The sequence below is a fragment of the Pseudoalteromonas sp. MT33b genome (genome assembly GCF_014117385.1).
Taxonomy (GTDB): domain Bacteria; phylum Pseudomonadota; class Gammaproteobacteria; order Enterobacterales; family Alteromonadaceae; genus Pseudoalteromonas; species Pseudoalteromonas lipolytica.
The window spans coordinates 2,975,453-2,996,740 of sequence record NZ_CP059831.1 but is presented as its reverse complement, the minus strand read 5'-3'; the positions used below and the strand labels follow the sequence as shown (position 1 = coordinate 2,996,740).

Annotated in this window: 22 protein-coding genes and 1 riboswitch; of the genes, 10 read left to right on the top strand and 12 right to left on the bottom strand. The window is 43.8% G+C overall.

Annotated elements, in window-relative coordinates; translation table 11 throughout:
- Positions 1-59 precede the first annotated feature (59 nt).
- The 10 genes from H3302_RS13545 to H3302_RS13500 all read right to left on the bottom strand — a co-directional run bounded on the left by H3302_RS13545 (position 60) and on the right by H3302_RS13500 (position 11,483).
- Positions 60-452: a RidA family protein gene (locus tag H3302_RS13545; RefSeq protein WP_036973059.1), complete on the bottom strand. Its 393-nt coding sequence runs from the start codon at positions 450-452 to the stop codon at positions 60-62.
- 11 nt (positions 453-463) lie between these two features.
- Positions 464-2,569 carry a bifunctional GTP diphosphokinase/guanosine-3',5'-bis pyrophosphate 3'-pyrophosphohydrolase gene (gene spoT, locus H3302_RS13540; RefSeq protein WP_036973057.1) on the bottom strand — a complete coding sequence of 702 codons (2,106 nt, stop codon included), beginning with the start codon at positions 2,567-2,569 and terminating at the stop codon, positions 464-466.
- Between the two features lie 130 nt (positions 2,570-2,699).
- Positions 2,700-2,975: a DNA-directed RNA polymerase subunit omega gene (gene rpoZ, locus H3302_RS13535; protein ID WP_036973056.1), complete on the bottom strand. Its 276-nt coding sequence runs from the start codon at positions 2,973-2,975 to the stop codon at positions 2,700-2,702.
- Positions 2,976-3,085: 110 nt separating this feature from the next.
- Positions 3,086-3,706: a guanylate kinase gene (gmk, locus tag H3302_RS13530; protein WP_036973055.1), complete on the bottom strand. Its 621-nt coding sequence runs from the start codon at positions 3,704-3,706 to the stop codon at positions 3,086-3,088.
- Between the two features lie 112 nt (positions 3,707-3,818).
- Positions 3,819-3,959 carry a hypothetical protein gene (locus H3302_RS13525; RefSeq protein ID WP_155950865.1) on the bottom strand — a complete coding sequence of 47 codons (141 nt, stop codon included), beginning with the start codon at positions 3,957-3,959 and terminating at the stop codon, positions 3,819-3,821.
- Between the two features lie 15 nt (positions 3,960-3,974).
- Positions 3,975-4,751, bottom strand: a complete 777-nt coding sequence (locus H3302_RS13520; RefSeq protein ID WP_036973054.1) for a peptidylprolyl isomerase — start codon at positions 4,749-4,751, stop codon at positions 3,975-3,977.
- Between the two features lie 45 nt (positions 4,752-4,796).
- On the bottom strand, positions 4,797-5,480 hold the full coding sequence (gene narI / locus H3302_RS13515; protein ID WP_036973053.1) for a respiratory nitrate reductase subunit gamma: 684 nt from the start codon (positions 5,478-5,480) through the stop codon (positions 4,797-4,799).
- A gap of 10 nt (positions 5,481-5,490) precedes the next feature.
- Positions 5,491-6,204 (bottom strand): nitrate reductase molybdenum cofactor assembly chaperone, encoded by a 714-nt coding sequence (narJ, locus tag H3302_RS13510; RefSeq protein ID WP_036973052.1) that lies wholly within the window; start codon positions 6,202-6,204, stop codon positions 5,491-5,493.
- 3 nt (positions 6,205-6,207) lie between these two features.
- Complete coding sequence (narH, locus tag H3302_RS13505; protein WP_036973051.1) at positions 6,208-7,743, bottom strand: nitrate reductase subunit beta; 1,536 nt, start codon at positions 7,741-7,743, stop codon at positions 6,208-6,210.
- Between the two features lie 14 nt (positions 7,744-7,757).
- On the bottom strand, positions 7,758-11,483 hold the full coding sequence (locus H3302_RS13500; protein ID WP_182395515.1) for a nitrate reductase subunit alpha: 3,726 nt from the start codon (positions 11,481-11,483) through the stop codon (positions 7,758-7,760).
- A gap of 267 nt (positions 11,484-11,750) precedes the next feature.
- Here H3302_RS13500 and H3302_RS13495 point away from each other — a divergent pair, with 267 nt between their 5' ends.
- The 10 genes from H3302_RS13495 to H3302_RS13450 all read left to right on the top strand — a co-directional run bounded on the left by H3302_RS13495 (position 11,751) and on the right by H3302_RS13450 (position 19,734).
- Positions 11,751-13,574, top strand: a complete 1,824-nt coding sequence (locus H3302_RS13495) for a histidine kinase (protein ID WP_051501924.1) — start codon at positions 11,751-11,753, stop codon at positions 13,572-13,574.
- Positions 13,575-13,697: 123 nt separating this feature from the next.
- Positions 13,698-13,829, top strand: a riboswitch (molybdenum cofactor riboswitch).
- Positions 13,817-14,788, top strand: a complete 972-nt coding sequence (gene moaA, locus H3302_RS13490) for a GTP 3',8-cyclase MoaA (protein ID WP_036973049.1) — start codon at positions 13,817-13,819, stop codon at positions 14,786-14,788. Its footprint overlaps the riboswitch before it by 13 nt.
- Position 14,789: 1 nt before the next feature.
- Complete coding sequence (locus H3302_RS13485; RefSeq protein WP_051501923.1) at positions 14,790-15,362, top strand: molybdenum cofactor guanylyltransferase; 573 nt, start codon at positions 14,790-14,792, stop codon at positions 15,360-15,362.
- Positions 15,350-15,901 carry a molybdenum cofactor biosynthesis protein B gene (moaB, locus tag H3302_RS13480; protein WP_036973048.1) on the top strand — a complete coding sequence of 184 codons (552 nt, stop codon included), beginning with the start codon at positions 15,350-15,352 and terminating at the stop codon, positions 15,899-15,901. The genes H3302_RS13485 and moaB overlap by 13 nt, the downstream gene beginning before the upstream one ends.
- Positions 15,901-16,371, top strand: a complete 471-nt coding sequence (gene moaC, locus H3302_RS13475; RefSeq protein WP_182395513.1) for a cyclic pyranopterin monophosphate synthase MoaC — start codon at positions 15,901-15,903, stop codon at positions 16,369-16,371. Before moaB ends, moaC begins: the two co-directional genes overlap by 1 nt.
- A 15-nt stretch (positions 16,372-16,386) precedes the next feature.
- The gene (gene moaD, locus H3302_RS13470) at positions 16,387-16,632 is read left to right on the top strand and encodes a molybdopterin converting factor subunit 1 (RefSeq protein WP_065978349.1); all 246 of its coding nucleotides are present in this window, start codon (positions 16,387-16,389) and stop codon (positions 16,630-16,632) included.
- Between the two features lie 2 nt (positions 16,633-16,634).
- Positions 16,635-17,084 (top strand): molybdenum cofactor biosynthesis protein MoaE, encoded by a 450-nt coding sequence (locus H3302_RS13465; protein WP_065978350.1) that lies wholly within the window; start codon positions 16,635-16,637, stop codon positions 17,082-17,084.
- 10 nt (positions 17,085-17,094) lie between these two features.
- Positions 17,095-17,847, top strand: coding sequence for a molybdate ABC transporter substrate-binding protein (modA, locus tag H3302_RS13460; RefSeq protein ID WP_075593990.1), 753 nt, complete (start codon positions 17,095-17,097; stop codon positions 17,845-17,847).
- A 4-nt stretch (positions 17,848-17,851) separates the two neighbouring features.
- On the top strand, positions 17,852-18,544 hold the full coding sequence (gene modB, locus H3302_RS13455; RefSeq protein WP_118844640.1) for a molybdate ABC transporter permease subunit: 693 nt from the start codon (positions 17,852-17,854) through the stop codon (positions 18,542-18,544).
- A gap of 14 nt (positions 18,545-18,558) precedes the next feature.
- Positions 18,559-19,734 (top strand): ATP-binding cassette domain-containing protein, encoded by a 1,176-nt coding sequence (locus H3302_RS13450; RefSeq protein WP_180311120.1) that lies wholly within the window; start codon positions 18,559-18,561, stop codon positions 19,732-19,734.
- On the opposite strand, the gene H3302_RS13445 is transcribed toward H3302_RS13450, so the two are convergent.
- Together H3302_RS13445 and glp are read right to left on the bottom strand one after the other, a co-directional pair.
- Positions 19,731-20,015: a hypothetical protein gene (locus tag H3302_RS13445; protein ID WP_036973042.1), complete on the bottom strand. Its 285-nt coding sequence runs from the start codon at positions 20,013-20,015 to the stop codon at positions 19,731-19,733. The genes H3302_RS13450 and H3302_RS13445 overlap by 4 nt on opposite strands.
- A gap of 15 nt (positions 20,016-20,030) precedes the next feature.
- Positions 20,031-21,287 (bottom strand): gephyrin-like molybdotransferase Glp, encoded by a 1,257-nt coding sequence (gene glp / locus H3302_RS13440; RefSeq protein ID WP_118844638.1) that lies wholly within the window; start codon positions 21,285-21,287, stop codon positions 20,031-20,033.
- Position 21,288 lies beyond the last annotated feature (1 nt).

The window sequence follows — 21,288 nt, the reverse complement described above, 5'->3', positions numbered from 1 at the left end:
GGAAAATAGTAACTTTGTCTAAAAAAGTGCCAACAAGGGGGTTGCTGGCACTGTGTGTATTAGTTCGTTGAAGGTAATTCCATAATACCGTCAATTTCAACTTGCACGCCTTTAGGTAGTGCACGCACGCCAATTGCAGCGCGAGCTGGATAAGGTTGTTTAAAGTACTGGCTCATCACTTCATTAACAATTGCAAAGTTTGATAGGTCAGTCAGGAAAATATTGACTTTAACCATGTCTTGAATTTGACCACCCGCGGCTTGGCAAACAGCCGTTAGGTTTTTAAATACTTGATGTGTTTGCTCTGTAAAGTCTTCAGAAATAACGTCCATTGTTTCTGGTACAAGAGGAATTTGACCTGATAAGTAAACAGCGGTACCTACTTTAACAGCCTGGCTGTATGTGCCGATTGCTGCGGGTGCATTGTCAGTAGAAATAAAAGATTTGTTCATGATTATCCTTGTTACTTTTTACGGTAGACTTTTTGTACATCTGGCATCACACGAATGCGACGCATAATATTGGCAACGTGAACACGGTTCTTCACGGTAATGCCTAAGTCTATCATGTATAGATTACTTTCTTTTTCGTCGGTGGCTATCTCGACAATGTTTGCTTGGGTTGAGGCGATGACATTGGTGAGCTTAGCAAGTGCCCCTTGATGATTGATAATTTCAATACGAAGGGCGGCAATGTATTCTTTCTCGGGATTATCGTCCCATTTTACAACCAAGTATTTCGAACGTTCATTCTCCCAGCCGCGAATATTCTTACATTCTTGGCGGTGAACCGTTAAGCCTTTACCTTGGCTGATATGAGCGGTGATGGCATCTCCAGGAACGGGACGGCAGCACTTAGAGTAATTAACGAGCATACCTTCGGTGCCGATAATGGTCGCTTTGGCTTTTCTGGCAAGCGCATTAAGGTCGTCGGCTTCTACTTGCATTAGGCGCTTGGCAATTAAGACGCTCATTAAGTTACCAGAGCCTATTTCGACCAACAGCTCTAATACGGTATTCAGTTCATGTTCTTGAAGCACGCGGCGAATATTTTCATCTGGAATGTCATCCAGTTTTTGCTCACCAAGGGCTGAGTCGAGTAAGCGACGCCCTAGTAACAAGGCTTCTTCGTGCTGTTGGCTTTTAAGGTAGTTACGAATCCCTAAGCGGGCTTTACCTGTTACCACAAAGTTGAGCCACGTGGCATTAGGGTGTGCGCCAGAACTGGTAATAACTTCGACGGTTTGACCCGTATCAAGCGCTTTACTCAGTGGATGCGGTTTGCGGTTTACACGCGCCCCCACGCAGGTATTACCTACATCGGTATGCACTGCATAGGCAAAGTCAACGGCGGTTGCCCCCATGGGCAGTTCAACAATACGACCATCTGGCGTGAAAACATAAATCTCTTCAGGGAATAGCTCGGTTTTAACGTTTTCAACGAACTCAAACGATGACCCAGCACTTTGTTGTAGCTCAAGTAAGCTTTGCATCCATTGGCGTGCACGCTGTTGTGCGGTGTGACCTGCGCTATCACCGGCTTTTTTATACATCCAATGAGCGGCAACCCCTTTGTCGGCCATATGATCCATATCGTGGGTACGAATTTGAATTTCGACCGGAATGCCATGTGGGCCCACCAATGATGTATGCAATGATTGATAACCATTGGTTTTTGGCACCGCAATGTAATCTTTAAAGCGCGTTTCAATTGGCTTATACAAGTTGTGCGCAACACCTAAAACGCGATAACAGGTATCCATGTTATCTACATTGATGCGAAACGCGTAAATATCCATGACTTCGTTAAAAGAGAGCTCTTTGTTCAGCATTTTTTTATAGATGCTGTAGAGGTGTTTCTCACGCCCAGAAATCGTGGCGTCGATACCAGCCTCTTCAAGGCGTGCTTCGATTTCACTTTTAATGTTACTGATGACTTCTTTTCGATTACCGCGGGCTTTGATCACTTCAGATTTCAAAGCACGATGACGCATAGGATAGAGTGCCTGAAAGCCTAAATCTTCCAGCTCATTTTTAATGTCGTGAATACCTAAACGATTTGCAATTGGCGCATAAATTTCGAGTGTTTCGCGGGCAATACGACGACGCTTGTCGGGACGAAGTGCGCCGAGTGTGCGCATATTGTGCGTTCTGTCTGCCAGCTTAATTAAGATCACGCGAATGTCTTGTGTCATTGCCATGATCATTTTACGGTAGTTTTCCGCTTGGAATTCTTTTTTGTCTTTAAAGCTCAGCTTATCGAGTTTACTAACGCCTTCAACTAATTCGGCAACTGTGTCGCCAAAAATCTCAGCTAAATCTTGTTGGCTAAAGTCGGTGTCTTCAATCACGTCATGCATTAATGCTGCCATTAAAGTTTCGTGATCGAGATGCATGCCAGCAAGAATTTGTGTCACTTCGACAGGGTGAGTAATGTAGGGCTCGCCACTTGAACGTGTTTGACCCTCGTGGGCTTCACGAGCAACCACGTAAGCTTTTTGCACCAGCTCGATATCGGCGGGAGACAAATATTCGGATATTTTCTTTTTTAGACCTTCAAAAAGATACAAAGTCACACTCCAATGCGCAAATGAAGTAAATCGGTAACGGTATGAATAGAATATACGATGAAAAGAAGGGCTTGCCAACGGCTAGTGCTGAAATACTAGCCGTTTAGCGAAATCAAAGCGGGGAGCTTGATTATTGGTTGCCACCTACGATAGCAGCCACTGCAGCCATTTCTGCTGCTTCTTGGTGTTGTTGTTCTTCACGATCAATTAAGTCCATTGATGAGCTATTTACTAACCCTTTCTCAATTTCACGTAAAGCAATGACTGTCGGCTTGTCATTTTCTGCGTCAACAAGTGGATCTTTTCCACCTACCGCGATTTGGCGGGCACGACGAGCCGCAACTAAAATTAAGTCAAAACGATTACCAATTGCATCTACTGCATCTTCAACAGTTACGCGAGCCATCTTAGCACTCCAAATAAATTCTTAAGCAAAGGCGTAGTTTACTGCACCAAGTCAGATTCGCCAATAGCTAGTGGTTAATTTTTATCTCTATTCGTTAATTAACGCGTGTCTTACTTTAATAAATTATCTAAAAGCGTTTGATGGCGCTGTGCCTGGCTCTTGAGTGATAAACGTTTTGCCATAACAATTGTTTCGATTTCAGCCAAGGCGGTATCAAAGTCGTCATTTACTACAACGTAATCATATTCATTGTAATGAGAGGTTTCAGACTGGGCTTTGGCCATTCTTCCTGCAATAACCTCACTCGAATCTTGGCCGCGGTTCGTTAAGCGTGACTCAAGCTCTTCTTTTGAGGGGGGCAAAATAAAAATGGTTTCAACATCTTCGACTAATTTACGAATTTGCTGTGCACCTTGCCAGTCAATATCTAAAAATACATCAATGCCTGCTGCAAGCTGAGTCTCAATTGCTTGCTTTGAAGTGCCGTAGTAATTATCGAACACTTGCGCCCATTCAAAGAAATCATTCTTTTCAATCAGTGCTTTAAATTCCTCAACCGACACAAAATGATAATGCACACCGTTTTCTTCGCCTGGGCGAGGTGAACGAGTTGTGTGTGAAACCGATACTTTCATATCGCTGTGTTTGTTTAGTAATGCACTAATTAAGCTTGATTTACCTGCGCCTGAAGGGGCCGATAAGATAAATAAATTTCCGCGAGTTTGCGCCATGATCTGTCTCTATTGAAAATAAATAGGCTTGTAGGAGCGAATACTCCAACAAGCCTTTACTGTATTCTACAGTGTACTTTATTTGACGCGTTGTGCTCAAGTTTCAGTGAGATTACTCGTCTTCATTGTCGGGGACTGCTTGCCCCTCATCTTTGTGCTTTGCGGTATCCGCCAAAGCTTGCTCACTCGGCGTATTGTCTTGATCGGTTGGTTTTGTATTCTCTTGCCCACCACAGGCTCCACAACAACTCATGTGTTTTCCTTTATTTTATTGTACAAGCGGACTGCTGCTGACATTAAAGTCGAAGCCTTCAATATCGGCGTCAGCAATTAATAGTTGGATATATTGCGCGATGGCTTTGCGCTCTACTTTTTTATTCAGGTAGTCCTCAATACGTGACTCCACGGCTTCAAAAGGCAGTTGCAGCCCAGGCTCTTTATGATCAACATAAACAAGGTGATAACCAAAACGGGTTTCAATAGGGTGAGCAATTAAGCCAACATCAGCACTGAATACTTGACGTTCAAACTCGCTGACAGTTTGCCCTTTTGTTATTTGACCAAGTTGGCCTCCTAACTGAGCCGAATCACATTTTGAATATTGCTGTGCAAGCTCACTAAAAGAAGCGCCTTGCGAGAGTGCGTTAAGCAGGTTTTCGGCTTGGTTCAGCGCATGACTACGCGCTTTTTCATCACTACTCGGTGCTGCAAGTAAAATATGTTTTGCTGCAATAAGCGGAGGTGTGGTGAACTTGGGTTTGTTTTGTTGATAATAATGTTCGCACTCAGTCGCGCTGGCACGGGGCAGTTGCACTTCTGCAGCGATAAGTTTTTCGAGCAATTTATTTTGGCGTTGCTCGTCGGTGTCTGAAGCGTGCGTATCTAGATTGATATTTAGCGCTTGTGCGCGTTGTTGTAACAATTCGCCAATGATCAAACTCTGTGCCGCCTCTACCATCGCAGCGCGATGATCGTCGGCTGGGTGATACTGCATTTCATTAAGAATTTGTGTTTCGCTAATAGTGTGTTGATTAACGTTAATCATATCGACCTCGAGGGGGAATGCCCTGTCGAAACAGGGCATGATAGGTTAAGATTTGCTACGAACCACTTGGTAGTTTCGGCCTAAATATTGTACCGGTACGCTGGCAATATGAACTAAGCGACTAAATGGGAATACCACAAATAACGTCATACCTAGTGCAACATGTAGCTTATAAATCCAATGTACTTGTGCAATTGCTGCGGTTGCTTCGGTTAAATCAAAGGTCACAATGTTTTGTGCCCAGCTCATTAGGAGTAGCATTTCTGCACCATCTAAATGACCTGCTGAGACAAAAATTGACAATAAACCTAAAATTAACTGCACGTATAACAGCAGTAAAATTGCAATATCCATATTACTGCTGGTGGCTCTAATGCGCGGTTCATATAAGCGGCGTTTGATTAAAATGGTTAGACCGTAAAAACAAATCAAACCAAACACACCGCCTAACGTCATGGCAATCAGTTGCTTGTGACCCGCTTCAATACCAAACACATGCCATACTTCTGCTGGTGTGAGTAAGCCTACAAAGTGGCCGAGCAATACCATAATGATACCAATATGAAATGCGCGGCTGCCTTGCTTGAGTTTTTTGCTTTCAAGTAGTTGGCTTGAGCCTGTTTTCCATGTGTACTGCTCTCGGTCGTAACGTATTACCGAGCCAATAACAAACACGGCTAAGGCGATATAGGGGTAAATCCCAAAGAAAAAGGTGTTTAAATAACTCATGATGAACTCCTTAACTGGCTTCTTGATTAAAGTCAGTCCAGCTAACTGGAACATATTGATCTTTGCGCTGAGTTTCGTCAGGGCGATTGACTGAACTTGGGCAGTTAGTTGCATCTTGTGCACCAAAAGTAATGGCTTCTTCTTCCCATTCTTTGTCAATTGCTTGTTTCGTATCGTCGCGCTTTTCACCGTTGATTTGCTTGCGTAATACCTCGAGGTCTAGGTCACTCTGTGCAAGCTCTAGCAAGCTTAAAAACAGTAATGAGTAGTTACTCTCTCGTTTTTCGAGTCGGCACAATAGCAGACCAAAAATATGATCAACTTCAACTAACCAAGACTGAGCATTCTCCTCCCCTTGGGTTGCTAAGAACTCTAAAAACAGGGGAATGTAGTCAGGTAGTTCATTTTGACTTAACTCTAAACCTGCCTGTTTATATTGCTCTACTAAGTCGACCATAGCTTGACCACGGTCACGGCTTTCGCCGTGAACATGTTCAAAAAGCCACAGACCAAGCGCGCGTCCACGTTCAAACAATCCGTCATACTCGGCTTGCCAGTCGAGTATGTCTTTTTCGCATTGTGTGGTGATAAAATCACAGACAGCACGTTGATTTTGCTCTGTTAGTGAACTTTGCTTAAGCGTGCTAATTAGCTCATCTTTCGCTTCTACAAGCTCAGCAGTCGGGTAATCAAGTAAATGAGAAAATACACTTAAAACTTGCATAACTTACTCCTTGATTTCAACGGGGATAATTTGTTTCACGGTGGCTTTTTTGGCACCAAATAAATTTACGCCGTTGTTACCATCACTACAGCCATTACCAAAACTGAAACCACAGCCATTTTTCATATCGTAGGCATCTTCAGCATACGATTTATGACTGGTGGGTATCACAAAGCGGTCTTCGTAATTGGCAATCGCCATATAACGATACATTTGCTCAACTTGGTCAGCGCTTAGTCCAACTTGCTGAAGTACTTCGAGATCTTCAACGCCATCGACTTGTTGCGAACGTTTGAAAGCGCGCATAGCAATCATGCGTTCAAGTGCTCGTACAACGGGCTTCTCATCACCTGCGGTAAGTAAGTTAGCAAGGTAGCGCATGGGGATACGTAATGACTTCAAGTCAGGAATAACGCCATTCATGCCAACATGACCAGCCTCTGTCGCTGATTGAATCGGCGACAATGGTGGAATATACCAAACCATTGGCAAGGTTCTGTATTCAGGGTGCAGAGGCAGTGCTACTTTCCAGTCCATTGCCATTTTATAGACAGGAGATTGGCGTGCTGACTCTAACCAATTTTCAGGGATCCCTTCTTTGCGTGCTGCTTCAATGACCTCAGGATCGTTCGGATCTAAGAACATACTAAGCTGTGCAGGGTATAAGTCTTGCTCATTCGGTACACTTGCAACTTCTTCTATGCGGTCTGCATCATAAAGTAAGACGCCTAAGTAACGAATTCGACCTACACAGGTTTCAGCACACACGGTGGGTTGACCTGCTTCGATTCGAGGGAAACAGAAAATACATTTCTCTGATTTACCCGATTTCCAGTTGTAGTAAATTTTCTTATACGGACAACCTGATACACACATCCGCCAGCCACGGCATTTGTCTTGGTCAATTAAGACAATGCCATCTTCTTCACGTTTATAAATCGCACCAGAAGGGCAGCTAGCAACACAGGCTGGGTTGATGCAGTGCTCACACAGGCGTGGCAAATACATCATGAAGGTTTTTTCAAATTGCCCGTAAATGTCTTTTTGTACTACGTCGTCAAAGTTTTTATCTTTTTTACGCTCTGAGAATTCAGTCCCGAGAATCTCTTCCCAGTTAGGTCCCCAGTTGATTTTCTCCATACGCTGACCCGTAATTAACGAGCGAGGGCGAGCAACCGGTTGGTGCTTGCTATCAGGTGCGTTATGCAGATGTTGATAATCAAAATCAAACGGCTCGTAGTAATCATCAATTTCGGGCAAATCTGGATTAGCAAAAATATTAGCTAATAAACGGCGTTTATTACCTTGTTTGGGCTCTAATACGCCTTTACTGTTGCGTTTCCAGCCACCATTCCATTTGCTCTGGTTTTCCCATTCTTTCGGATAACCAATACCCGGTTTGGTCTCTACGTTGTTAAACCAAGCGTATTCAACACCTTCTCGGCTAGTCCATACATTCTTACAAGTGATTGAACAGGTATGGCAACCGATGCATTTATCTAAATTTAGGACCATGCCAATTTGTGCACGTACTTTCATAATTTTATCCTCGGTTACTCGTTATCTAGCCAATCAACCTTGTCCATCTTACGGACAATTACAAACTCATCACGATTACAGCCCACAGTACCGTAGTAGTTAAAGCCGTATGATTGCTGTGCATAACCCCCAATCATATGGGTTGGTTTCATGATGGCGCGGGTAACTGAGTTATGAATACCGCCTCGAGTTCCTGATATCTCAGAGCCTGGTGTGTTTACAATGCGCTCTTGTGCGTGGTACATCATGCTCATACCTTGTGGTACACGCTGTGATACGACGGCACGTGCTGCAATGGCACCATTTACATTGAAGATTTCGATCCAATCGTTATCTTTAATACCCCCTTCTGTGGCATCCGTTTCACTGATCCAAACAATCGGACCACCACGGCTTAATGTCAGCATAAGTAGGTTGTCTGAGTAGGTTGAGTGAATGCCCCATTTTTGGTGTGGTGTAATCCAGTTTAAAACTAACTCTTTATTACCATTAGGTTTTTTATCTAATAATGGTTGAGTTGTTTTTAAGTTTACAGGTGGTTTGTACGACACCATGGTTTCACCGAAATCACGCATCCATTGGTGATCTTGGTAAAATTGTTGACGGCCGGTAACGGTACGCCAAGGGATCAGTTCATGCACATTGGTATAGCCTGCGTTGTAAGACACATGCTCATCTTCAAGCCCTGACCATGTTGGCGAGCTGATGATTTTACGTGGTTGTGCTTGAATATCTCTGAAGCGAATTTTTTCATCTTCTTTAGGGGTTGCTAAGTGTGTATGGTCGCGACCCGTGAACTCACCCAATGCTTGCCACGCTTTAACAGCAACATGACCATTGGTTTCAGGAGCAAGACTTAAAATGACTTCAGCTGCATCAATAGCGGTGTCTATTTTTGGACGACCTTTTTGTGGGCCTTCGCTGGTGTGCGTGTAATTCAACTCACCTAAAAACTTCACTTCTTGGTCTGTATTCCAATTAATACCTTTACCCCCATTACCGAGTTTCTCGAGCAGTGGCCCAAGAGAGGTAAAGCGGTTGTAGGTATTAGGGTAGTCACGCTCAACTTCAATCATATTGGGTGCTGTGACACCAGGGATCAGATCGCATTCGCCTTTCCACCACATACTAATGCCGTCTGGCTGGGCTAACTCGCTTGGCGTGTCGTGCATGAGTGGCGATGTTACTAAGTCTTTCTCAACGCCTAAGTGACCTTCACATAAATCAGAGAATTTTTTCGCAATGCCTTTGAAAATATCCCAATCCGAACGTGATTCCCACACTGGATCAACCGCTTTTGAAAGTGGGTGAATGAATGGGTGCATGTCGGATGTGTTCATATCATCTTTTTCGTACCAAGTTGCGGTTGGTAACACGATATCGGAATACAAACAGGTCGTTGACATACGGAAATCAAGTGTGACCCATAAATCAACTTTGCCCTCAGGTGCATCATCATGCCATACAACGTCTTCAGGTTTTTTATCTCCGCTTTCGCCAAGATCTTTACCTTGCAAGCCATGCTTAGTACCGAGGAAATGACGCAGCATGTATTCGTGACCTTTACCCGATGAACCCAGTAAATTAGAGCGCCAAATAAACATGTTACGCGGGAAGTTTTTAGGGTTATCAGGGTCTTCACATGCAAAGTCTAAATCACCAGATTTAAGTTGCTGCACTGCATAATCTTTAGCTGATAATCCTGCTTTTTCTGCATCTTTACACAGTTGCAGTGGGTTCATGCCTAGTTGAGGGGCAGAAGGTAACCAGCCCATGCGTTCTGCACGTGTATTGTAGTCAATGATTGAGCCAGTCCAGTTCTCTTTATTTGCTAAAGGAGACAGCACTTCGGTCATTTCAAGTTTTTCATAACGCCATTGATCAGAATGGTTATAGAAGAAAGACGTCCCGTTCATTTGACGCGGTGGACGTTGCCAATCCAAACCAAACGCAAGCGGTAACCAGCCACATTGTGGACGTAACTTTTCTTGGCCTACATAGTGAGCCCAGCCACCACCTGATTGACCCACACAGCCACACATCATCAGCATGTTGATTAAGCCACGGTAGTTCATATCCATGTTGTACCAGTGGTTAAGTCCAGCACCCACGATGACCATGCTGCGGCCACGAGTTTTGTCTGCGTTATCGGCAAACTCACGCGCTACTTGGATTACGTGAGCTGCGTTAACACCGGTGATTTTTTCTTGCCATGCCGGTGTATACGGCACATTGTCTTCATATGATTTTGCAACCGCAGGGTCGTCCAAGCCGTTGTCAACGCCGTAATGCGCAATCATTAAGTCAAATACGGTGGCAACGAGTGCTTCGCTACCATCTTTGAGGGTAATTGTTTTAACAGGGACTTTACGAACTTGAATATCGTCATGTTCAGTATGTTGGAAGTAACCAAGTTCATGTGCTTGGCCACCAAAGTAAGGGAATAATACTGATTCAACTTTATCTGAGTGATCTTTTAAGCTGAGCGCTAACTTGATATCGCTGCCGTTTGTTCCTTCACGTTGCTCAATATTCCACTTGCCTTTTTCACCCCAACGATAGCCAATAGCCCCCGTTGGTGAGACAAGTTCATTGCTTGTTTCATCAAGACCAATGGTTTTCCATTTCGGGTTGTTGTCTTGGCCTAAGTTATCAGCCAAGTCTGCTGTACGTAAGAAGGCACCTTGTGTGTAGCCTTGGTCGGTTTTATCCAACACGACAAGCATAGGCATATCGGTGTAGCGGCGAACGTAGTCGGTAAAATAACTACTTGGTTTTTCAATGTGGAATTCTTTTAGAATTACATGTCCAAAGGCCATTGCCAGAGCGGCATCGGTACCTTGTTTTGGCGATAACCAAATATCTGATAATTTAGAGCACTCAGAGTAGTCAGAAGTAATAACAACCGTTTTGGTGCCTTTGTAGCGTACTTCAGTGAAGAAGTGAGCATCAGGAGTACGTGTTTGTGGAACATTTGAGCCCCAAGCAATGATATAATTTGAGTTATACCAATCAGCTGATTCTGGAACGTCTGTTTGTTCCCCCCAAATTTGTGGCGATGCAGGTGGTAAATCACAATACCAGTCATAGAAGCTTAAGCAGTTACCACCAATCAGTGATAAATAACGCGAACCAGCCGCGTAGCTAACCATGCTCATTGCAGGAATAGGTGAGAATCCCATGATACGGTCGGGGCCGTACGTTTTTGCGGTGTAAACATTAGAAGCCGCGATGATCTCGTTCACTTCATCCCATTTAGCACGGATCAAGCCACCTAAACCACGTTTTGACTTGTAGCTTTTCGTTTTAGCAGGGTCAGTAACAATTGATTCCCATGCTTTAACTGGATCACTATGTACTTGCTTAGCTTCGCGCCACAGTTTTAATAATGCTTGACGAACTTTAGGGTATTTTAAGCGGTTGGCACTGTAAATATACCACGAGTAGCTTGCTCCACGAGGACAACCACGAGGTTCATGATTTGGTAAGTCAGGACGTGTACGAGGGTAGTCTGTTTGCTGAGTTTCCCAGGTAACTAGCCCATCTTTTACATAAATTTTCCAACTGCATGAACCTGTACAGTTTACACCATGTGTAGAGCGTACAATTTTGTCATGCTGCCAGCGACGACGATAGCCGTCTTCCCAATCGCGATTTTCATCAGTTGTTACACCGTGACTACCCGCAAAGCTTTGCTTGTTAGTCTTGAAAAAGCGCATTTTATTCAACAAATGGCTCATTTACTTATTCTCCTATCCTGCTCAACTTTAGCGCTCAATCACTAGGCACCTTGAAGCGGCAGAAAGCTACATTGCAAATCAAATATAGTGTTTCACCGCTACAGTAACTTGATGAGGATCAATATCTCAATGGGGGGTAAGGCCATGAATATTATGAGAATACCTACAAAGAGGTAGTGTAAATGTGGGGCTGTTAGGGTGAAAATACTGGTGTTGATAACATACAAGCGTTATGGTTTCGTAACATAGAAAAGGTGGGTAATTATTGTGGGTATTCGGTTAAATGAACTAAAAAATCGATTTAATGGCTCGGTCATGGTGTATATCAAAGGGTCATTGGTCGGGATTATTAGTCTGGCCATTACGACCTTGTTTGCATCGTATTGGATCACAGAATTAGCCGACTTAGATGCTCGCGCAATTAATTTGAGTGGCTCGCTGAGAATGGAGTCGTATCAGCTGGGAATGTACGGCCTTGAAGGAAACAAACAGGAAATAGATAAACGCATTGCAATATTTGAAGAAAAACTAAGAAACCCCATTTTTCAGAAGCTACAAAATGATGAACAGTTAAATGTGTTGTGGCAGCAAACCATTGTTCATTGGCAATCATTCCTAAAGCCCGCACTGCTTAACCTACCGATAGAAGATAAGGCTCAATTTAATCTCTATGTAAAAACACTCGCTCAAAATGCTGATGCATTTGTTTATGCGGTGCAAATAGATGCTGAAAGCAAAATTAGATTACTGCGCACTATTCAAGTTGGCGCGTTGTTTATTACCTTATTGGTGGGCATGTTTACCTTGCATTTAATCAGTTTAAGGGTTGAAAAGCCTTTGGCTGAACTGACTCACGCTGCCTACGCTATCGGGAAAGGAAATTTTACGCATCATGTTGATTTACAGGGCGATGACGAACTGGCGTTAATGGGAGCCACCTTGAACCATACCTGCGAGGCGATAGCATCAATGTATGGCCAACTTGAATTACGCGTAAAGCAGCAAACTGAAAAGCTTGAGTTAAATAATCAGACCCTTGCGTTTTTGTTTAAAACAGCCCGTTTGCTACTGGAAACCAGAGAAAAAAAGCATGACTTACAGCAAACGTTTGATGAGTTGTCGCAACTCATTGGCGTCAATGACATTGAGTTATGCTTAATGACATCGGGTGGCGACCAGCCGTATGTACAAATAAAACCGACACACGATGACAAGGGAGCATGCCGCGCTCAAAGTTGTGATAACTGTATTGGGAGCGCTGCATTTGTATCAATTGATGACAGCACCGTAACACGCTTTCCATTAGTGTATGGGGATAACCATTACGGTGTGATTGTTGTGCGTGGAGGCAAATGCTTTGCCGAAGATTCTTGGCAGTTACAGCTTGTTCAGTCGGTGACCGACCAAGTTGCCTTGTCGCTTAACCTTGACGAGCAGCATAATCAAGACCGTCGTATTGCGTTACTCCATGAGCGTACGGTGATTGCGCGTGAGTTACATGACTCTTTAGCACAAGCATTATCGTATTTGAAGATTCAAGTGACGCGCTTGTCGAAAACGCAGAATAAGCAGCAATATGATATGCAGCAGCCGATTATTGATGAACTTAAAATGGGGTTAGATTCTGCATATCGGCAATTACGTGAACTATTAACCACTTTTCGTTTAAAAATGGTGGAAGAGGGGTTAGAGGCATCGCTGAATAAAACCATTGATCAGTTAGCCTCGCAAAGCAGCATTTCGTTTCATTTAGAGTTTGCTGTTAAGCAAGTGCCTTTATCTCCAATGGAAGAAATTCATATTTTACAAATTGCACGAGAAGCAAGCCAAAACACCGTGCACCATTCACAGGCGAACAATGTGTGGATCACCTTAAAGCAACTTGATGATGGTCAATTAGAGCTTGCTATTAGTGATGATGGCGTAGGGATTAGCCACAATGCAGAGAAATTAAACCATTACGGCATGGCTATTATGCAAGAGCGAGCCAAACACCTTAATGGTGAGTTAGTGGTATTACCTCGAGAAGAGCAGGGAACACAAGTAAAACTGACGTTTTTGCCTGTCGGCGGTAAAGATCTGTATCAGTGATTTAAAGATTTTATAATGTATAAGCGCATGATTGATAATGGGCTTGTTGCTGCAAATTACTTATTTGTGGGTAGTTTGTCTGCCCATTCTTTTGTATGGTGATGCAAATGCAAACTCTCTAAGCTGTATCCAAGATGCTGAAGTACATCGACCTAAACTAGTTTTTAGCATGGTTAATGTACCGTGGGTGACCACCGGGTAAATAAAGAAATTTGTTTGCCTCCCGACTTGGAAAGGCTGTGATGTTGCAAGATAATTTTGATAGAAAATATAATTACTTACGCTTGTCAGTAACGGAAGTCTGTAATTTTAAATGTAATTACTGCTTACCGGATGGCTACGTGTGTGATGCTCGTCCGAAAACCCTCAGTGTTGATAAAATTAGCACCTTGGTAAACGCCTTTGCGATGGCGGGTACTAAAAAAATACGCTTAACTGGCGGCGAACCTACTTTGCGCAAAGATCTTGCAGATATCGTCGCAGCATGCAGTGAAACCCAAGGTATTGATACCGTTGCAATGACAACCAATGGCTATCGCTTACTTGAAAAACTCCCTCGTTTAGTGGCCAGTGGTTTAACAAACCTAAACCTGAGCGCCGATAGCTTGAATCCTTATACATTTTCGCAAATCACCGGCAGTGACTCATTACATGAAGTGCTTAGCTGTGTTGATAAAGCCTTAGAGCTGGGTGTTAAAAAAGTTAAATTAAACGCGGTCTTACTCAAGCAATACAATGCCAACCAATTACAGCAATTTCTTGATTATATTAAAGATAAGCCTGTCACATTTCGTTTCATTGAACTGATGCAAACCGGTGATAACCGGGCTTATTTCAATGCCCAACATGTACAAGGTCAGCAACTTAAACAACAGCTTTTACAGTCGGGTTGGCGAGCAGCCCCCAAAGCGGTGGATGCGGGCCCAGCCGAAGAATTTTTTCACCCTCACTATGCGGGTCAAATTGGCTTGATCATGCCTTACAGCAAGGCATTTTGTGCAAGCTGCAACCGCTTACGCGTCTCTGCTGAAGGCAAATTGCATTTGTGTTTATTTGGTGAAGCAAATGATGACTTAACGCCATGGTTAGATAATCAAGATGTTAGAGGCTTAGCCACTCACCTTTTAAGCAGTGTTCAACATAAATGGCAAGGCCATCAATTACAAATGGGACGAACAGGGCTGACCAAACAACTGGCTATGTTAGGGGGTTAGTATGTTAGTGGGTATTGTTCTGGCTGGAGGGCTTTCTCGCCGCATGGGGCAAGATAAGGCTTTACTTGAAATTAATGGTCAAACGCAATTAACACGCGCGATTGCTTGCCTTAAAGACGCGGGCTGCGATGAGGTCATTGTGAGTCGAAATAGTAGCGGTTTTATCGTTGATAAATTTGTACAGCAAGGACCTGTAGCGGGTATTCATGCCTGTTTGAATCACGCTGAGTATGATGATGCGCTTGTTATTCCTATTGATATGCCGCTGCTATCTAAAACAAGTTTACGCACCCTTATCAACCAAGGGCGCAGACGAGATTGTGCCTGTTACTTTGCACACAGTGTATTGCCTTGTTACCTCAATCGGCTTGAACGCGTGAGTTTAATTGCCCAGCAACGTTTAGAGCATGGGCAGCGCTCTGTCAGTGGTTTACTTGAAGAGCTTGGAGCGGCCGTCATTGAATTGTTTGAGTCAAATGGCGAGGGTCGTGAACTATATAACGTTAATACACCACAACAATGGGCACAGGCTCGTTGTTTGGTTGATAAAAAGGATTACGCATGGCGCGAGTAAAAAGCAACCGCTTTGTACCATTAAACATAGCGATTTTAACAGTGAGTAATAGTCGAGGCCCTGAGCAAGACACTGCGGGTGATTTGTTGCAGCAAAAAGTCATAGACAGTGGGCATCATGTGCTTAATCGACAATTACATAAAGCCAATATTTATAAAGTACGCGCGGAAGTCGCTACATGGATAGCCAGTGACGATATTGACGTGGTACTGATTTCTGGTGGCACTGGACTGACACCAGATGATATTACGCCTTCGGCAATCGATGTGTTATTTGATGTGTCTGTGAGCGGTTTTGGTGAGTTATTCAGGCATTTGTCTTGTTCGCAAATTGGCACCTCATCACTGCAATCCAGAGCGTTAGCAGGGCTTTCGAATAGAACCCTTGTTGTTGCTATGCCGGGTAGCCCAAATGCGTGTGCTACCGCCTGGGATGAGATTTTATGTCAGCAACTCGATTCGCGGTGTGGGCCATGTAATTTTGTAGCAGAGCTTAAATCACATCGTGTTGAACAGTGCCATTCTCGGGAGATGAATTAATGCAGTTAACCCACATAGATAAAAGTGGTCAAGCAAGCATGGTTGATGTTGCAGATAAATCAGCAACAGTGCGAGAAGCGCGTGCATGCGCAACGGTCGTGATGCAGCCAGAAACGCTCGCTCTTATTGAGCAAAATCAGTTAGACAAAGGCGATGTATTAGCTGTCGCACGTATTGCAGGAATTCAAGCAGCAAAAAAAACAGCTGATTTGATCCCCCTTTGCCATCCGTTGGCGTTAAGTAAAGTGGCGGTTGAGTTTTCTATTAACAACCAAGGCTGTGCGGTTGATATTCAAAGTTATTGCAAGTTAGTTGGGCAAACCGGGGTTGAAATGGAAGCGTTAGTTGCGGTATCGATTGCAGCACTCACTATTATCGATATGTGTAAAGCGGTTGACCAAGGCATGACAGTACAGAACATGCGAGTTACCTATAAAAGTGGTGGCAGACGCGGCACCTATATTGGCTAATTAAGGGGAGTATGTATGAATAAGGTACTTTTTTTTGCACAGTTACGTGAACGTTTAGGCTGTGACTCGGTGCAACTAGATGCACAAGGTATGTCGGTTAGGCAGTTACGCCAAACATTGGCTGAACGAGATGAGCGTTGGCACACCTGGTTACTCGATAAAGATGTGTTAGTGGCCGTAAACCAAATTTTGGTTGATGATAATGCTGCGGTCGGCACTGGCGATGAGGTTGCTATGTTTCCACCTGTCACTGGAGGTTAGTGATGATCCGTGTACAAGAACATGATTTCGATATGAACGAAGAGTATCAATCCATGTTAGCTGACGACTCGGTGTCGGGCGCCGTGGTTATGTTTGTAGGCCGTGTTCGCGACATTAATCAAGGCCACCAAGTTGATAGTTTATATCTAGAGCATTATCCGGCGATGACAGAGAAATACCTTACCCAGTTAGAGCAGCAAGCGTTGTCATTATGGCCTTTGGAAAAGGTAACCTTAATTCACCGCGTTGGTAAATTAAGCTTAACAGATCAAATTGTGCTGGTGGCAGTGTCGAGTGTCCACCGCGAAGCTGCATTTGAAGCGGCACAGTATTTAATTGATTTACTTAAAGCGCGTGCGCCATTTTGGAAAAAAGAGCACGTTGAAGGAGAGCAGACTCGTTGGGTGAGTGCCAATCATAAAGATCAAATAGCGGCTGCCCAGTGGCTGTAGGGTTGAAACAATGCAGTGGCTAACAAATAAACTAACCACATACACGATAGCGACTGTGCTGGTTTTATTGTGCTGTGTTTCGCCTGCAAGCGCTAATGATAAAGACACATCCTCTTCGCTAACGATTGCTTGCTCGGCTAACTTTGTCGCTGTAATGGATCAGTTGCTGCCAGTATTTAAAGCACAGGTTAAAACCGATATACAGGTTAAAGTGGTGACTGGCTCGTCAGGCACACTCGCAACACAGCTTCGTTATGGAGCCCCTTATGACGTATTTTTTTCAGCCGATGCAATATTACCTACACAACTAAAAACCGATGGTTTTGGCATTGAAAGCACAGTGTATGCGCTTGGCGAATTGGTGTTTTATTCGTCCGAGGGCTATGACAGTTTGGAAGGCGTTATGACACGTTTGCCCCATATTACTTTAGCTATTGCGAATCCACGTTATGCACCTTATGGACAGGCTGCGGTTGAGGTATTGGCTCACTTACAAACCAAGCCGAAAAAAACAGTAACGGGGGGATCTATTTTGCATGCTTTTCAATATGTTGAAAGCCAAAATGCAGAGTTAGGCTTAATTGCAAAAAGCCTACTGCAACAACCACATAATGGCACGGCTATCGCCATTCCCAGTGAGTGGTATCAGCCAATTGAGCAGCATGTTTTATTAGTAAAAGACTCAGTGTTTGCGCGTCAGTTTTATCATTTTGTTCAAACTGAACAGGCACAACAGTTAATAAAATCAATGGGCTATAGGTAATACTATGAGCGAGGGAGACTTGCAAGCCATCTTTATTACGTTAAAACTTGCTGCGTTAAGTACGCTGGCGTTGTTAGTAATAACGATTCCCTGCGCATATTGGCTTGCGCGAAGTAAACGGGCCATAAAACCCTTCCTCGAAACCTTAATTACCTTGCCTTTAGTTTTGCCTCCTACGGTATTAGGGTATTACTTTTTAGTGTTATTTTCGCCGCAACAAGGTATCGGTTTATGGCTGCAAAATACCTTGGGTATACAGTTAGTCTTTAGCTTTTCGGGGATTTTAGTGGCGTCGATGATCTACAGCTTACCTTTTACTTTTCGGCCCTTACAAAGTGCATTTGAACAATTGCCAGATAACTTATACAGCAGTGCTGCCTTATTGGGCTTTAAGCCATGGAAGCAGTTTTTATGGTTAGTACTCCCCATGATTAAACCGGCTATTTATACCGCTGCGACTTTAAGCTTTGCCCATACGGTGGGGGAGTTTGGTGTTATTTTAATGATTGGCGGTAATATTCCAGGAGAAACTCAAGTTGTGTCACTGGCGTTATTTGATCATGTTGAGAGTTTTAATCTTCAGGCTGCAAATATGCTTGCAGGGCTGATGCTCGTGTTCTCATTTGCCGTTGTGTTTGCATGTCAATGGTGGCAAAGGCAAACGCAGCATGTAAGTACACCAACCAGCTTGCTTTGAATAGGTTTAAACAGATGATGGCATTAAATAGCGACAGCAGCATGGGTATTTCAGACCCACAGTGTACGTCTAAGCCTGTGGTTGCGCATATTGAACTTAATTGTTCAGAGCCTGTTACTCAGCAACTTGATTGTCAGCTTAAGACCTTGCAAATAACGGTGTTATTAGCCCCAAGTGGTACAGGTAAAAGCAGTTTGTTTAATGCAATTGCGGGTGTTGCTCCTGCTTCTGGCGGGTTAAAAGTAACAGGGCAGCAGCAGTTAGGTATGCCAGCACATAAGCGCCGCATCGCTTACGTAACACAGTCTCCTTTGTTATTTGACCACCTAAGCATTGCCGCTTTATTAAAGTTGGTTGCTAAGCAACAAGCGCAGCCATTTGATATAAGTTGGGCAATAGACCCCTTAGGGCTGACCGACAAACTAGTGTATCGGGCTCACCAATTAAGTGGTGGACAGCGCCAGCGCGTTGCGCTTTTGCTTGCGATGATAAAAGGAGCGCCTTTATTATTATTAGATGAAGTGCTTACCGGTCTCGATCAACTTAATAAGCAAGCCTGTATAGGGGTTATAAAAGACTACCTTTGTAAAGTGCAAGGTGCTGCTTTGTTAGCATGCCACCAACTGGATGATGTATTAGCTTTAGCTGATAGCTGCTTATTGCAGCATACGATAAACAATAGTACACAGTGGCAAATGTTCCCTGTGGATGAAGGTGTTGAGCGTTATCAGCAGCAGTTACTAGAGAGCCAATCGAGTGAGAACATACAGGGAAGTCAATTTACCTCTATGTTTTACGGACAGGTTCATGCTCACTTTCCTGCGCTGGGCTTAACGGAGTATCACGTTGGCGGGCAGCGCTGCTTTGCTGCGTATAATTCAGAGCATCAAATAGGGCGTTTGCAGCCATTAATACTGAAAGCAAATCGTCTGGGTTTATCAAAAATAGCACTACCAGAGAGTAGTTTTGTGAACCAATTAAAAGTGCGGATCACGGCGTTTTACCCCGTTAATATGGGAAAAGAGCAAGGTATGTTGGTGAAAGTAAGGCTCGCTAACAGCGAACAAGACGGTGTGCATAAACCCGCATCATTGCATGTGTGGATCACGCGCTTATCATTTAATCAACTACAGCCTAAATTAGATGAAACGTGGTTTTTAATAGGTAAAGCGGACGCATTACACGGTTAACTATCGACTAAGTTATTTCTTACTAAACCGCGTTTTACATTTTTGCAGAGCTTCGCGAATCGAGAAATATCGTCAAAATTAGGGATTGTGCCTATTTGCAGCTGGTGTTCCCAGTAGCATAGTTCGGTATCAACCAACTCCATTAGCTTTTTAGGGCAGCCGATACACGAGTTATCGGTGCCACAAAAAAAGGTATCAGGTTCGTATAAGGGAAGCTCTACTTTTACCTGCTCGATTAATTGCTGCATGGCGGTGACGCGGTCAGGTTTACGTGTTTGCATTTGACTGCTTTGCTTCTAATTTAATGCACAATCAAAAGGAATAAAGGGCACTAAGTCGCCACTTTGCCACTGAGTTTTTTCAGCATCAAGCAATAAATAACCTTGGCTTTTTGCAAAAGTACTGAGCATGCCAGAACCTTGTCCTTTTAAAGGCTCAATATAGGTTCCTGTGTTATCGACAACTAATGAAGCACGAATAAATTCAGCGCGACCTTGTTTTTTACTAATATCACACGCTAAAGGTAACTGAAGGGGAGGCTGTGTACGCACTGTTTCACCAGCCATTTTACGAAGCGCAGGTATCGCGAGTTGATGCAATGTCACAACACTTGAAACCGGGTTGCCTGGTAATCCCATAAATCGCTTGTTGTGGCCGTCTTGTGTTAAATGCTTAAAATGACCGTATGCGAATGGTTTACCTGGCTTTATTGCTACTTTCCAAAACTGCATTTGACCAAGCTCTGTGAGCACTGTTTTTGTGTGATCAGCATCACCGACCGACACACCACCCGAGGTAATAATGACATCGGTATTTGAAAGTGCTTCTTCAAAAGCCAACTTTAGCGCGTCAGGGTCGTCAGCAATGATGCCAAAATCCTGCACCGCAAAGCCTAAATTAGTTAAAATAGCCTGAATCGTGTAACGGTTAGTATCGTAAATTCCACCTTGTGAAAGTGGCGTGCCGGGTTCAAAAAGTTCATCGCCCGTAGAAATAACCCCCACTTTAAGTGGCTTATAAACGCTAACAGAGGCAATACCAAGCGAGGCAAGCATACCGATATCTGTGGCTGTTAAGCGTTGCCCTGATGCAAATAATTGGCTGCCGATACTGATATCTTCACCTTGTTTACGTACATTTTGTGCAAAGCAAGGCTTAGTGTTTAAAGTGATTGTTTGTTCAGTGGAGACCGTGACATGTTCTTGCATTATCACCGTATCAAAACCAGCCGGAATATGTGCGCCTGTCATGATGCGTATGCAGCAACCTGATTGCCATTCGCCGTTGAATGGATGCCCGGCATAGGCAGTGCCAATAATATTTAAATGTGTGTGTTCATTTAAGTCACTAAAACGAAATGCAAAACCATCCATTCCTGAGTTATCTGCGTTAGGCACATTAATGTCGGCGATAATCGGTGCAGCAAGAATACGACGATGAGCAGCCGATAAAGGCAGTGTCTCTGTTTTAACTAATAACGGCGTGTCTGATAAAAGTGCTTCGCTAGCGTGTTGAAAAGAGAGCAGGGGCTGCTCACTCGAAAACTGATTCATT

Bases quoted from the DNA above. Each gene is read 5' to 3' on its own strand.
- H3302_RS13450 (WP_180311120.1), top strand. From the start codon at position 18,559: ATGATGGCATTAAATAGCGACAGCAGCATGGGTATTTCAGACCCACAG.
- moaC (WP_182395513.1), top strand. From the start codon at position 15,901: ATGCAGTTAACCCACATAGATAAAAGTGGTCAAGCAAGCATGGTTGAT.
- rpoZ (WP_036973056.1), bottom strand. From the start codon at position 2,975: ATGGCTCGCGTAACTGTTGAAGATGCAGTAGATGCAATTGGTAATCGT.
- modB (WP_118844640.1), top strand. From the start codon at position 17,852: ATGAGCGAGGGAGACTTGCAAGCCATCTTTATTACGTTAAAACTTGCT.
- moaB (WP_036973048.1), top strand. From the start codon at position 15,350: ATGGCGCGAGTAAAAAGCAACCGCTTTGTACCATTAAACATAGCGATT.
- H3302_RS13465 (WP_065978350.1), top strand. From the start codon at position 16,635: ATGATCCGTGTACAAGAACATGATTTCGATATGAACGAAGAGTATCAA.
- glp (WP_118844638.1), bottom strand. From the start codon at position 21,287: ATGAATCAGTTTTCGAGTGAGCAGCCCCTGCTCTCTTTTCAACACGCT.
- H3302_RS13485 (WP_051501923.1), top strand. From the start codon at position 14,790: ATGTTAGTGGGTATTGTTCTGGCTGGAGGGCTTTCTCGCCGCATGGGG.
- H3302_RS13525 (WP_155950865.1), bottom strand. From the start codon at position 3,959: ATGAGTTGTTGTGGAGCCTGTGGTGGGCAAGAGAATACAAAACCAACC.
- modA (WP_075593990.1), top strand. From the start codon at position 17,095: ATGCAGTGGCTAACAAATAAACTAACCACATACACGATAGCGACTGTG.
- H3302_RS13445 (WP_036973042.1), bottom strand. From the start codon at position 20,015: ATGCAAACACGTAAACCTGACCGCGTCACCGCCATGCAGCAATTAATC.
- narJ (WP_036973052.1), bottom strand. From the start codon at position 6,204: ATGCAAGTTTTAAGTGTATTTTCTCATTTACTTGATTACCCGACTGCT.
- moaA (WP_036973049.1), top strand. From the start codon at position 13,817: ATGTTGCAAGATAATTTTGATAGAAAATATAATTACTTACGCTTGTCA.
- H3302_RS13545 (WP_036973059.1), bottom strand. From the start codon at position 452: ATGAACAAATCTTTTATTTCTACTGACAATGCACCCGCAGCAATCGGC.
- H3302_RS13500 (WP_182395515.1), bottom strand. From the start codon at position 11,483: ATGAGCCATTTGTTGAATAAAATGCGCTTTTTCAAGACTAACAAGCAA.
- H3302_RS13520 (WP_036973054.1), bottom strand. From the start codon at position 4,751: ATGATTAACGTTAATCAACACACTATTAGCGAAACACAAATTCTTAAT.
- gmk (WP_036973055.1), bottom strand. From the start codon at position 3,706: ATGGCGCAAACTCGCGGAAATTTATTTATCTTATCGGCCCCTTCAGGC.
- moaD (WP_065978349.1), top strand. From the start codon at position 16,387: ATGAATAAGGTACTTTTTTTTGCACAGTTACGTGAACGTTTAGGCTGT.
- narH (WP_036973051.1), bottom strand. From the start codon at position 7,743: ATGAAAGTACGTGCACAAATTGGCATGGTCCTAAATTTAGATAAATGC.
- narI (WP_036973053.1), bottom strand. From the start codon at position 5,480: ATGAGTTATTTAAACACCTTTTTCTTTGGGATTTACCCCTATATCGCC.